Here is a 12,749-nt window from a genome sequence, read left to right as displayed (position 1 = left end):
GCCCTGCCCGTCCCCGATCAGCCAGCCGAGGTCGACCAGGTCCAGCACCACGGCCTCGGCGGCGGTCCGGGACAGGCCGGTGAGCCCGGCGAACGCCGCGATCGTCCGCGGCGCGTCGCGCGCGGCACGCAGGGTCGCCAGCAGGTTGATCCGCCGGAGCAGTGAGCGATCGCCGCCGCGCGTGGCCACCGGCCGCCTCCTTCGTCATCGAGTTCGGGCCGCCCCGCCCTGCCCTTGACGCTTCGTCAGCAGAATATTAACTTAAAGTTGGTTATTTAAAACGCGCACACCGGCTCGGCTGCGACTTCGTGCTCTGTGACGGAGGCCATGGTGACGACGACCGAACGAGACAGCGCTCCATCCGCACCCCCTGCGACTTTGCCGGCCATCCAGCAATGGACACCCGGATCCGGACCCGGCTTCGGCTGGCAGCCGTCCGGCCGGATCCTGGTGGATCCGTCGTTCGCCCCGGCCCTGACCGCGGACGCGCAGACGTTCGCCGACGATGTCGGCATGGTACTGAACGCGCCGGCGCCCGCCGTCGTCACCGGTGCCCTGGTGGCGGCCGCCGCCGGCGACATCCACATCTCGCTGGCCGCGACCGATCCCCAACTCGGGGCCGAGGGCTACGAGCTGACCTTCGGCCCGATCCTGCAGATCGCCGCCGGCTCCGTAGCCGGGGCGTTCTGGGCGACCCGCACGATCATCCAGATGATCCGGCAGAGCCTGACGCTCCCAGCCGGGACCGTGCGGGACTGGCCGCTCTATCCGGTCCGCTCGGTACTGGTCGACAACGGCTCGCGGCCCTTCCCGGTCGGCTTCTGGCACAACGAGATCCGCGAGCTCTCCTACCTCAAACTCAACGAGCTGATGCTCTACGTGTCCGGCCTGAACCTGACCGACGCGCAGATCCAGCAACTCGGCGCGTTCGCCGCGGCCTACCACGTGAACCTCGTCGGCCAGGTCAACATGCCCGGCCACATGGACACCGCGCACGAGGGCATACCGCCGGAGTACGAGCTCACCGACAGCACCGGCGCGCCGATCCTGGGCGCCCTGGACCTCACCAACCCCGAGGCCGTGGCCTGGGCCCGGCAGCTGGCCGCGCACTACCTCGACCTGATGTCCGCGCCGGTCTGGCACACCGGCGGCGACGAGTACGCCTTCTACAACAAGAAGATGAACGACCCGGCGGACATGCCGAAGCTGTTGCAGTACGCGCAGAGCCAGTACGGGCCGAACGGCACGATCGAGGACGTCTACCGCGCCTTCATGAACGAGACCGACGCCATCGTCCGGCAGCAGGGCAAGTCGCTGCGGATGTGGAACGACGACCTGTTCGCCACCGCCACGGTCCCGCTGAACAGCGACATCACCATCGAGTACTGGCTCGGCGGCAGCATGTCCCCGGCGCAGCACGCGGCCAACGGCAACCTGCTGATCAACGCGAACGCCGGATACCTCTACTTCGACGAGAACGCGCCGGGGGCCGCGAACACCACCGGCCAGATCATCTGGCAGAACTTCGATCCGGCCGTCTTCGAGGGCAACCAGACGCTGCCCGGCGGCGCGACCGATCCGCACCTGATCGGCGTCAAGCTGTCGTCCTGGGACGCGACGCAGGAGAGCGTCGGCGCCCTGGAACGCGACCTGGCACCGTTGCAGGAAGCCCTCGCCCAACGCGCCTGGGGCTCACCGAAGCAGTACCCGACCTGGGCCCAGATGGCGTCGACCGTCACGGCGGTCGGCAAGGCGCCGGGGTTCTTCGACACACCCGCCGCGGGGGACCCCGGCGCCGGTTCGCTGCCCAGCTCCCAGGCCGAGGTGTACGACGACGCGCTCGGCACGTTCACCGTCCAGCCGGACGGCAGCCTCCTGCACACCTATTACATCTACGACCCGCCGGGCAGCTACAAGACCGAGGCCGTCGCGCCGGCGGGTTCGGCGGCCGGCCGGCCCGCGGCCTTCGGCTCGGGCAACCAGCAGCACGTCTTCGCCCGCGGTACCGACGGGCACCTGCTCCAGTGGGTGACCGGCACCGCGTTCGGCGGCTGGGGCCGGGTGGACTGGACCGCCGAGGCCGCGGCCCAGGGCGGCCCGTCGCTGGACCTGGCCGGCGACCCGGTCGGGTTCGTGTTCGGCGCCACGCAACACGTCTTCGGCCGCGGCAGTGACGGCCGGATCCACCACTGGTGGTACACCGACGCGGACAACACCACCCGGGCCGACGACTGGGGCGGACCGATCACCGGGAACCCGGCCGCGGTCGCGTTCGGGGACGTCCAGAACGTGTTCGCGCGGGGTGTGGATGGGCTGCTGCACCACTGGTGGTGGCAGGGCTCCGAGCCGATCTACGAGCACCACGAGATCTGGTTCGGCCCGTTGCCGGCCTCTGACGCCTCACCCATCGCCCTGGACTACGCCGAGACCGAGATCCACGTGTTCGCCCGCGACATCGAGGGCCATCTTCAGCACTGGTGGTTCGACGACGTCGCCGGCCAGACGAACGTCGAGGACTGGACCGCCGCGACTGGCTACTCGATCGCCGGCGACCCGTCGGCCTTCGTCTACGGCGACCAACAGCACACCTTCTTCCGCGACGCCACGACCAACCAGCTCGACCACGTCTGGAGTACCCACGGACTGGGCCTCGGCCACGAGGACTGGAGTACGGAGGCGCCCGGCGGCGTCGTGGCGCTCGCGGGCGATCCGTGGTCCTGCAACGTTTTCAACGCCGAACAGCACGCCTTCGGCCCGGACTCGGCCGGGCACATCCACCACTGGTTCTGGCGGCAGTCGGACGGCTCGGTGCACCAGGACACCTGGCAGCAGTAACGCGGCAGTAGCCACCGGAGCAGACGGGGATTCATCGGCGGCGGCACACCTGTGCCGCCGCCGACACCGAACGAGAGATCAAGGACTTCCTATCGCACGACAGGGGGATCAAGCATGCCCAGAACGATTCGCAGACGCCTGCCCCGGGCCGGGATCTCGCTAGCGCTCGCGGCGACCATGGCCGTCGGCGCGTGTGGGACCAAGGAGACCGGAACCAAGGCCCCGACCCATCCCACGATCACCTACTGGTCCTCGTGGCGGGTCGGCGAACCGCAGCAGAAGATCTTCGCCGACGGCATCGCGGCCTACGAGAAGGCCACCGGCGTCACCGTGAGCGTGCGCTGGCTCGGCCGTGACTACGGGACCAGCGTGAAGGACGCCGGCGCGGTCGGCAAGGGACCGGACATCTTCGACGACACCTCCGACCACATCTCCGACTTCCGGTCGCACGGGCTGGTCCTGGACGTGGGCTCGATGATGGACATGACCATCCCGAACGACAACGTCAAGCTCGGCTCCGTGTTGCCGACCGCGGTGCAGAAGGCGTCCTCCGACGCCGCCGGACTGGGGCTGATCCCCTTCACACTCGGCTCCAGCGGCATCTGGTTCGACGCCGCGACCCATCCGGAGTGGGCCGCCAACCCGCCGGCCACCTTCGACGACCTGCTGGCCACGGCCGAGAAGATCAAGGCCGCCGGCGGCGTCCCGTTCGCCCAGGACGGCTCGGTCGACGGCTACAACGCGTACTGGATCTACTGGCTCCTGGTGCGGCACGGCGGCCCCGGCACGCTCGCCGCGCTGGGCAAGAGCCCGGCCGGCTGGGACAACCCGGCGGTGCTGGCCGCGGCCCAGGACGACGAGCGACTGGTGAAGGCCGGCCTGTTCGAGCCGGACTACATGGCCACGAAGTACCCGGCGGCGCAGAACCAGTGGGCCCAGCGCAAGGAGGCCATGAACATCAACGGCACCTGGCTGAACAGCGAGACCGCGCCCGATCAGGTCTCGGGGTTCCAGGCCCAGATGTTCCAGTTCCCGACGGTGCCCGGCGGGACGGACTCCGCCGAGGTCGGCACCGAGGGCTGGAGCATCAACCCGAAGTCGCCGAACGTGGCGAGCGACGAGCAGTTCCTGCTGTTCATGATGCAGAAGCAGTACATGACCCGGATCTCGACCGAGGCCCTGAACATGAGCCCGCGATCCGACGTCCCGGCACCGCCGATGCTGGCCGCCGCGCAGAAGGCGATCCTGGCCGCGACCAGCGTACAGCCCACCGACGACAACGCCTCGAACCTGTACAGCGGCTGGTGGAACGACGTCTTCCTGCCGCTGGACAACCAGCTGTTCTCCGGGAAGATCACGGCCGAGCAGTTCGTCAGCATGGGCAAGTCCCAGACCGCCTCGTACAAGTGACGCCTAGTACGTGACGACGGCCCCTCGTACATGACGGCTGTCTAGTACGTGACGACTGCCTCGCGAAGCCGCAGGGCGGGAAGGAGGGACGATGGCGCGCAGCGTCGGTGGCGTCCGTGGGGAACGTGACCGGATCTACGTTCCGTACCTGCTTCCCGCCCTGCTCATCTACACGTTCCTGTTCATCGCGCCGGCCGCGGTGACCATCTGGTACAGCTTCACCAAATGGCAGGGGCTCGGGACCACGGCCCACTACAACGGGCTGGCCAACTACCGCGCGATGCTGACCAACTCGGTGTTCCTCACCGCGTTCCGCAACACCCTGATCCTGGTCGTGATCGGCGGCGCGTTCGTCTTCGCGCTGACCTTCCTGACCATGGTCGTCATGCGGGAGATGCGGGGCCGGGCGTTCGTCCGCTCGATGCTGTTCGTGCCGTGCATCCTGTCCCCGATCGCCATCGGCACCGCGGTCGGCTTCCTGCTCAATCCGGACGGCGCGCTCAACCAGGTGCTGTCGGACGTGGGACTGCACAGCCTGACCCGGGGCTGGCTCGGTCCCGATCTCGTCTTCAAGTGCATCATCGCGGCGGTGGTCTGGATCAGCACCGGCTTCTATGTGGCGATCATGATGTCCCGGGTCGACGCCATCCCGGAAGACCTCTACGAGACCGCGCGCCTGGCCGGGGCGAACCGGCTGGAACAGTTCCGCTACATCACCTTCCCCCTCACCCGCGACGCGCTGTCCACCGGCGCGGTGTTGTGGGTGATCGGCGCGGTGAAGACGTTCGAGATCGTGATCGCCTTCACCGGCACCGCCGGGAACCCGCCGATCCAGGCCCGCAGCGCGGCGGTCGAGCAGTATCTGGCGGTGACCGGCGGGGTCTCCGGGACGCCGGAGCTGGGATCGGCCGCCGCCATCGGCGTCGTGATGTTCCTGCTGACCGCGGTGCTGGTGGTGGCGCTGCGCCGGCTGCTGCGTTCGGAGGCGGTGGAACTGTGAATCCGAGCACTGACGACCCCGCCCCGGCCGGTACCGCCCGGGCCCGGGCGGCGAAGCGGCGCCCGACGCCCGGCAAACGCGCGATCGACCGGCTGGACGCCTTGCTGGGCGGCGCGGTCAAGACCGGGCTGTGGGTGTGGGTCGCGATGTTGGTGGTCCTGACCGTCTGGGTCGTGGTCACCTCGCTCAAGACCAACGGAGAGGTGTTCACCGATCCGTTCGGCCTGCCGAAGTCCCCGCAGTGGCGGAACTACCGCCTGGCCTGGTCGGTGTCCGGATTCGGGCAGGCGGCCTTCAGCTCGGTCACCGTGGTCGCGGCGGCCGCGCTGCTCACCATGGTCATCGCCACCCCGGCGGCCTACGTGCTGGCCCGGGTGAACCGGCGCAGCGCCGACCGCATCATCACCTATTTCGCCATCGGCATGGGGATCCCGGCGCAGGCGCTGGTCGTCCCCTTCTTCCTGATGTCCAACGACCTCTCGACGTTCATGACCGATTGGGTCACCGGCTGGTGGGACGACCGGATCTCGCTGGCGCTGATCTACGTCGTCTTGTCCCTGCCGTTCACGGTCTACCTGCTCACCATGTACTTCCGGTCCCTGCCCACCGAGATCGAGGAGGCGGCGGCGGTCGACGGCGCCGGGCCGACCCGCACCTTCGTGGAGATCATGGTCCCGCTGGCCCGGCACGGGCTGGTGACCGCGCTGGTGCTGAACATCGTGGCGTTGTGGAACGAGACGCTGTTCGTGTTGATCGTGGTCGGGGACCCCCAGCAGCGGACGCTGCCGGCGGCTCTGCTGGAGTTGTACAACACGATGCAGTACACCTCGAACTGGGGCGGGCTGTTCGCCGGCATCGTCATCCTGGTGATGCCGATGATCCTGCTCTACCTGTGGGCCGGCCGGCGGATCGTCCAGGCGATGACGCAGGGCGCGATCAAGTAGGTCATCAAGCTAAGCCGTCAAGCTAAGCCGTCAAGCGCCGAGAGGTGGAATCCGCAATGCTCAAAGTGGCGATCCTGGGGTTCTGGCACGTCCACGCCACCGGCTACGCCGAGACGATCCGCGATCATCCCGGCACCGAGCTGGTCGCGGTCTGGGACCCCGATCCGGTGCGCGGCGTCGAGGCCGCCGAGCGGTGGGGCGTCCCGTTCGTCCGGGACCTGGACACCGTGCTGTCCTCCGACGTCGAGGCGGTCGTCGTGACCACGGCGACGGTCGAGCACGCGGACGTCATGGTGCGGGCCGCGGCCGCCGGGAAGCACGTCTTCGCCGAGAAGCTGCTCGGCGTGAACCTGGCCGAGGTGGACACCATCCTTGAGGCCGCGCGCGGCGCCGGGGTGGCTTTCACGGTCGCGTTACCGCGGCTCCACGAGCACTACACGCTGACTGTCGACCGGCTGCTGAGGTCGGGAGAGTATGGCGACCTGACCTACGCGCGGGTCCGCCTGGCACACGACGGTTCCATCAAGGACTGGCTCCCCAAACGGTTCTACGACCCCGACGAAGCGGTCGGCGGGGCCCTCACCGACCTGGGCTGTCATCCGGTCTATCTGCTGGACCACTTCTTCGGCCGGCTCCCGGAGTCGGTCTCGGCCGTCTACGGCCAGATGACGGGGCGCGGTGTCGACGACAACTCGGTCGTCACGTTCCGGTACGCCGGCGGCGCGATCGGCGTCGCCGAGACCGGGTTCGTCACCCCCGGATACAGCCCTTTCACGATCGAGCTGCACTGGAATCGCGCGAGCCTGTTCTACGGCCACGGGGGCGACGGGTTCCAGCTGTGGGCCGACGGCGGGCCGCGCTCGTTGGAGAAGACCGAGAAGGACGCGCCGACGCCGTTCGAGCAGTGGGTCACGCACATCGCGACCGGCACCGTGGACGACGCCAACCTGCGCGCCGCACGCAATCTCACCGAGCTGGTGACCATGGCCAACGAGAGCGCGGCGTCGGGCCGGTCCGTCCCGCGCCGGCCCGAATGAGAGAACGCGGAGGCACACGATGACGAAGCAGTTGCGGGTCGGGATCATCGGCGCCGGCGGCATCGCCGGGCTGCATGCCGAGGCCTACTCCCAGATCCCCGACGCGGCGCGGGTCACGGCGGTCAGCGACATCGACCTGCCGGCCGCCGAGGCGATGTCCGGCAAGCTCGGCGCGACCCCCTACGAGGACTACCACGCGATGCTGGCGGTGGAGGTCGACGCCGTTGACGCCGTCGACGCGGTCGACATCTGCCTGCCGCACCACCTGCACGCCGACGCCGTGGTCGCGGCGGCGCGCGCGGGCAAGCACATCCTGTGTGAGAAGCCGTTGTGCACGACGCCTGACGAGGCCGCCGTGGTCCGCCGAGCCGTGGCGGAGGCCGGCGTCACCCTGATGTGCGCGCACAACCAGTTGTTCCTCCCGGCGGTCGCCGCGGCCAAGGAGCTCATCGCCGCCGGCGAGCTCGGCGACATCTACGAGGTCCGCACCAACGACGCGTTCCGCACCGGGATGACCGCCGAGTCCGCCGGCTGGCGGGCCCGCACCGCGACCGCCGGCGGCGGCGAACTCATCGACACCGGCTACCACCCGTCCTACCTGCTCCTGCACCTGGCTGGCGGGCAACCGACCCAGGTGACGGCGATGCTGGCGAACCACCGGCTCGACTTCCTGGAAGCCGAGGACTCGGCGCAGGTGTTGGTGCGCTTCGACAACGGCGTCATCGGCAACATCGCCACCAGCTGGGCCTACCAGCCGCCTTCGGACACCGAGCGGTTCTCGGTCTTCGGCTCGAAGGGTTCGCTGCGCGGCGGCGGCGAATGGCTGCGCCTGGAGACGATCGACGGCGGCTCGCGGGCTCGCCGCTTCCCCGCCGTCGACACGTTCAGCGCCGAGATCGCGCACTTCGTGCGATGCGTCGGCACCGGCGAACGGCCGCCGCACACCGAGATCGAGGGATCGGTGGTGCTGGAGGTGATCATGGCGGCGTATCGGTCGGCGGACAGCGGCGAGGTGGTGGGTTTGTCAGGACTCGGAGTCTGAGCTGATCATCCGGTGGCCGACTTCGGCGCCGCCGCGGTGCCGGTAGCCGCGGCGGGGTCGAACGCCGCGGCGGCGATCCCCATCAGGAACGCGGTGTCGCCGCCCTTGCCGTCGTCGGTCGGCGTGTACGCGTAGGCGATCGTGCGCTGGAGGTCGCTGCTGACGAACACACCGTCGGTGTAGCCCGGACGCGAGCCGGTCTTGCCCCAGCCGACCACGCCGTTGGGCATCGTCACCGACATCAGGCCCATGCTGAAGCAGGCGCGGCCGGCCGCCGGGCCCATGTCGCAGTGCGTGGCGTCGCGGTAGGGGACGTTCGGCACCGTGAACAGCAGCTTCGTCTCGGCCGGCGGCAGCAGGTGGCCGGAGGTGAGCATCGTCAGCACCCGCGTCAGGTCCGACGCGTCGGAGATCATCCCGCCCTCGGCCCACGGATAAGGGCTCTGATCGCTGACGTCGGCGAGGCCGCCCGCGCTGCCGACGGTCAGGTAGCCGTGCAGATGCGGTCCGGGTATGCGCGGATCGTCCAGGTCCGGGACGGAAGTGGCGGTGAGGTGCAGCGGGCGCAGGATCCTGCTTTGCACCTGATGCGAGTAGCTGTCCCCGGTGACCTTCTCGATCAGCATGCCGAGGAGGTAGTAGTTGAGGCCGTTGTAGCGCTGCGCGGTGCCCGGCGCGAAGTCCATCGGGTTGGCCGGGGTCCCGGCGTTGGTCAGCGCGGCGGTGACGACCTGCTGCGGCGTCCACACCTTGAAGCGGTTCTGGACGAACCACGCGGGGTCGTCCTCGTGCATCGGCAGGTTCCCGGCGGCCGGCAGCCCGCTGGTGTGGTTGAGCAGTTCGGCGATGGTCACCGGCGGATAGCCCTCAGGGAACAGGCCCGGCAGGTAGTGCTGGATGGTCTGGCTCAGGTCGACGCGGTTCTCGGCGACCAGTTGCAGCGCCACGGTCGCGGTGAAGACCTTGGTGACGCTGCCGATCCGGAACCGGTCGTCCGACCGCACCCCGGCCCCGGTGGCCAGATCGCCGATCCCGGAGGTCCCGGACCACTGCCCGCTCGGTCCGCTCACCTTGATCAAAGCACCGGTGATCTCGCTGTTCGGGAGGTTGGCGATGGCGTTGTGCAATGCCTGCGGATCGAGCGGAGGGGTCGGGACCGCGGCCGCAGACGACGCCGATGCGGAGCCGAATGTCGACGCGGACGCTGTCGCGACCGTTCCGGCGGCGGCCAGGCCCGCGACAGCCAACGTGACGACGGCGCGGCGGCGGGCCCGGCGCGCGCGGTGGAAGGAAGGACTCATGGGTCCACCGTCGCAAGTCCCTGACTCGGCGACGATGGAGCGAGCCCGTCGACAGCGGTGGGGATGGCCCTACCCCGCAGCCCCTTCCACCCGGCGCGCATGACGCAGGGCGCGGGGATTACGGGTGGTACTTCTCCTCGACCGTCTGCACGCTGCCGGACTTGCGGTTCATGGTGACCCGGACCTTCACGCTGTTGGTCTTCGAGGCCGTTTCCAGCTGGTCCTCAGTGCACTTCGTCGTGCCGTACCCATCCCCGCCGATGGTCACGTTGCCGTCGGGCCCACCGCAGATCGCGGCCGCACCCAGGATCTTGGTGGCGTCCGAGACGTAGAACCCCTGGTCCGTGCTGCCATCGTCGGGATGGACGATGAACTTGCCAGGCGCGAGGTACTCCAGCGTGCCGACGATCGAGACCTGGTCTCCCGCGTTGGCGACGCCGCCCCCGCTAGAGGCCGCCGAGCTGCTCTTGGCGGTGGGCGGGCTGCTCGGCTGGGCGGAACTCGAGCTGGTGGCGTTCGCAGCCGTCGTACTCCCGGCGCTGCTCCCCGACGTCGTCGTGGCTGACGTCGTCGGCGCGGACTGGACCGTCGATGTGACGGTGACCGGTGCCGCCGCTGGTTTCGACGTGCTGGAGCCGCAAGCGGCAAGGCCCCCAACCAACGCGGCGACTGCAACGATCTCGGCGAAGCGCACCCGTGCCATGACATACCTTCCGTGATGGATTTTGCTCACACCGACATGACGGGTCGCACGTCGGCTGGTTGTCATAGGGCTGATAACGAATTGGTCACGACGCCCGTGGCGGGGGCGGCGGTCGTTGCCGGCCTCTTCACAGCTCTCACGCCCCTGAGCCGAATGTCGCAGGAGACTGCCAGACTTGCGGCCGGAGCCATAGGCTGCACCGAGCGTGCATGCTTGACCGCCCAGCGTTCTACGCGCGGTGGCGGTCGTCGGTCACTGGGCAAGCTCAGCAGGGGGAAACGTGGGGGAACTGACGGTCAAGGCGTGGAAGCGGTACGGCAAGGACCGCCTGTACATCACCTACACCGCAACCGGCGCGAACGTCGGCTACTACGATCGCCAGACGAGCGAGCTTCATGTCGAAGATCCGGACATGCAATACAGGGCTTTGGAAGCGCTGACGCCGTTCCTCAGCGGCGATATCAGCGCTCTGGCCCACGTCGTCGATTCAGCCTCGCCTTCGCCTGGCACGGATCTGACGAACAACGTTGCCGGGGGTGCTGTCAGCCCAACGGGCAGATCTGTCCGCCGACCACCCCCTGGGCACACCGCTCGTATGGCTGGTCCTTGGTGAGCACTAGCGGCTCCTCGTAGAGCTCGGTCATGTTGCCGAGAAACGAGACCGTTTGCAGCACCAAGTCCAGGGACTCGAGGCTGCGAATCAGAGGCTCGCGGGTGCCCCTGGATGACAATTCGCGCTGCCAGCGAAGCCGGCTGTCTACACCGACGCCTTCGTTCTGTACATGTTCACCCCTGCCGCCCACCCGTCATCCACGTCTCCCACGCGGCCACTGCTTCCTGCAATCCCATCCCGGCTACTGCATCGGCAGACAGGCCAACGGAGTGGATCAGCCTCTGAGCCAACCAGTCAGGGACCGGCTCTGGGATGGGCGCAGGCGGCGGGAGCAGGGCGAGAGCGGCCTCCCCGAGTTGCTGCACTGCGTCCCGCAACGGAATGAAGCGGGGCTCGGCCTGGGCGGCCTGCTTGACTCTGGATACAGCCTCCGCGTGCACCTCGGCATCGGCCCTCGCCCCCATGCACCACACTTCGCACACTTCTACCTGGCCGTCCACGGCGATCCGGTACACGATGCGCCAATGGTTGCGCCCGGCGACGAGCTTGCGATACCCGGCCAATTCCCCGCGTAACGGCGCTCCCGCATCAATCGCATCCGCCAACAGCAGCAGCTTCTTCAACACCACGGGCACGATCGAAGGCGCCAGCTTCAACAGGTCGTCGTGGGCGCCCTCGTGTAAATGGATGCGGTCGGCAGCCGGACCGTCAGGCACCGCGACCCCCACGGGCCCGTTCCTTCAACAGGATGTCATCTTCGTCATCCGGCAGTGCCAGGATCTGCTCCTCCGACATTCCGAACTCGGCCATCGCATCGGTCAGCGTGTACCTCTTGCCGGTGTCCGTCACGGCACGGGCCACAACCAGCGCGAGATCCATCATGTCGGCCATGGCCTCGTCCAGCTCGGCTAGACGATCCGCCCCTATGACGACGACCGCCTCCTGGTCGCGGCGCGTGATCAGCACCGGGTGCTGCTCCGCCTCGGCGACGATCGCGGGCAGTCCACGGCGCGACGCATCGGTCACCGAGAGGCCGTGGGCACGGGCAGTGTCGAGAACAGTCATGACCTCATGGTACCCGAAAGCTACACAGAAAAACTGTGTAGTTCCGCTCCAATGCAGCCAACGCCACACCAGCCCCACGCGCCAAAACCTGCCGTCCACACCATCAGGACTCGCCGGCTGCTCTCCTCGCCTCGCGCGCCGGCGGCCCAGCGCTGGCCGCGACCGGACGGCGGCGTTCCTGCGGAGGAATTCCGATCAGACTCTTCTGCTATCTCGATTCGTGCAATTGTTCGGCATCCAAAGTCAAATCGCAGCGGGCCTCGCCAGCGCCGATAATGTCAGGACGCTGATGGAGAACTAAGGCGACCTGCCTGCCGTCCAGTCGGGAAAGGCCGCCGTCGACCGAGGTGCACCACGGCGCCGGGACGATCGCCTGGCCAGGGATGTCGCGGGAATTGCTGCGAGTCACACCTGCGAGTGAAACATGAGCTTCACGATCCCGCGATGCCGCGTGGCCCACGCCCTGGGCGGCTTCGATGTAATGATTTGGGCGGATTTCCGGGCGACTCAACCCCGCCGCGCATACCCACTGGAGCGGTGATCCAGAAACCAATCTCGCGCGAAGGGTATCTTGAGTAAGAACCTTGTCTTCCGCAAAATACCCTCTGACCTGGTCTTTCAGCGAGCGGGCGACGAGAATCGAACTCGCGCTCTGAGCTTGGGAAGCTCATGTTCTACCATTAAACTACGCCCGCGCTGGCACCCTCCGGCGAGAATCCGCCCGGCGAGCCGCCGTATGAGCGCCAACTGTACCTGATCGTTTGTGGCCGCGTCACGGAGGTCGGGGTCGGGGTCGGGC

General features: G+C 68.3%; 11 protein-coding genes, 1 tRNA gene and 1 pseudogene. 7 read left to right on the top strand and 6 right to left on the bottom strand.

The window, feature by feature from the left end; genetic code table 11:
• Window positions 1-189: pseudogene (locus IZR01_RS42655) on the bottom strand (ROK family transcriptional regulator); the annotation flags it as partial.
• Window positions 190-327: 138 nt separating this feature from the next.
• Between IZR01_RS42655 and IZR01_RS42650 the strand changes: the two are divergent.
• The 6 genes from IZR01_RS42650 (at window position 328) to IZR01_RS42625 (ending at window position 8,268) form a co-directional block, all read left to right on the top strand.
• On the top strand, window positions 328-2,835 hold the full coding sequence (locus IZR01_RS42650) for a family 20 glycosylhydrolase (protein WP_194927151.1): 2,508 nt from the start codon (window positions 328-330) through the stop codon (window positions 2,833-2,835).
• A gap of 114 nt (window positions 2,836-2,949) precedes the next feature.
• Entirely contained in the window at window positions 2,950-4,245 is a 1,296-nt protein-coding gene (locus IZR01_RS42645) for an ABC transporter substrate-binding protein (RefSeq protein WP_194894182.1), read from the top strand.
• A 91-nt stretch (window positions 4,246-4,336) separates the two neighbouring features.
• Window positions 4,337-5,245 (top strand): carbohydrate ABC transporter permease, encoded by a 909-nt coding sequence (locus tag IZR01_RS42640; RefSeq protein WP_194894181.1) that lies wholly within the window; start codon window positions 4,337-4,339, stop codon window positions 5,243-5,245.
• Window positions 5,242-6,189, top strand: coding sequence for a carbohydrate ABC transporter permease (locus IZR01_RS53830; protein ID WP_323746306.1), 948 nt, complete (start codon window positions 5,242-5,244; stop codon window positions 6,187-6,189). Before IZR01_RS42640 ends, IZR01_RS53830 begins: the two co-directional genes overlap by 4 nt.
• Before the next feature lie 56 nt (window positions 6,190-6,245).
• Window positions 6,246-7,226: a Gfo/Idh/MocA family protein gene (locus tag IZR01_RS42630; RefSeq protein WP_194927150.1), complete on the top strand. Its 981-nt coding sequence runs from the start codon at window positions 6,246-6,248 to the stop codon at window positions 7,224-7,226.
• A gap of 19 nt (window positions 7,227-7,245) precedes the next feature.
• Window positions 7,246-8,268 carry a Gfo/Idh/MocA family protein gene (locus IZR01_RS42625; protein WP_194927149.1) on the top strand — a complete coding sequence of 341 codons (1,023 nt, stop codon included), beginning with the start codon at window positions 7,246-7,248 and terminating at the stop codon, window positions 8,266-8,268.
• 5 nt (window positions 8,269-8,273) lie between these two features.
• Here IZR01_RS42625 and IZR01_RS42620 read toward each other — a convergent pair whose 3' ends face one another.
• A complete protein-coding gene (locus IZR01_RS42620; protein WP_194927148.1) occupies window positions 8,274-9,569 on the bottom strand; it encodes a serine hydrolase domain-containing protein in 1,296 nt (431 codons plus the stop codon).
• 118 nt (window positions 9,570-9,687) lie between these two features.
• A complete protein-coding gene (locus IZR01_RS42615) occupies window positions 9,688-10,272 on the bottom strand; it encodes a hypothetical protein (protein ID WP_194927147.1) in 585 nt (194 codons plus the stop codon).
• Between the two features lie 280 nt (window positions 10,273-10,552).
• On the opposite strand from IZR01_RS42615, the gene IZR01_RS42610 reads away from it, so the two are divergent.
• Window positions 10,553-10,885, top strand: coding sequence for a hypothetical protein (locus IZR01_RS42610; protein ID WP_194927146.1), 333 nt, complete (start codon window positions 10,553-10,555; stop codon window positions 10,883-10,885).
• A gap of 173 nt (window positions 10,886-11,058) precedes the next feature.
• Here IZR01_RS42610 and IZR01_RS42605 read toward each other — a convergent pair whose 3' ends face one another.
• The 3 genes from IZR01_RS42605 to IZR01_RS42595 form a co-directional block, all read right to left on the bottom strand.
• The gene (locus tag IZR01_RS42605) at window positions 11,059-11,613 is read right to left on the bottom strand and encodes a hypothetical protein (protein WP_228561221.1); all 555 of its coding nucleotides are present in this window, start codon (window positions 11,611-11,613) and stop codon (window positions 11,059-11,061) included.
• A complete protein-coding gene (locus IZR01_RS42600; RefSeq protein WP_194894175.1) occupies window positions 11,594-11,950 on the bottom strand; it encodes a type II toxin-antitoxin system Phd/YefM family antitoxin in 357 nt (118 codons plus the stop codon). The genes IZR01_RS42605 and IZR01_RS42600 overlap by 20 nt, the downstream gene beginning before the upstream one ends.
• Before the next feature lie 624 nt (window positions 11,951-12,574).
• Window positions 12,575-12,645: transfer RNA gene (locus tag IZR01_RS42595), tRNA-Gly, on the bottom strand.
• Window positions 12,646-12,749 lie beyond the last annotated feature (104 nt).

The sequence above is a fragment of the Catenulispora pinisilvae genome (assembly GCF_015356865.1).
Classification (GTDB): Bacteria; Actinomycetota; Actinomycetes; order Streptomycetales; family Catenulisporaceae; genus Catenulispora; species Catenulispora pinisilvae.
The sequence above is the reverse complement of the archived record's forward strand: the minus strand, read 5'-3'. Positions and strand labels throughout refer to the sequence as shown.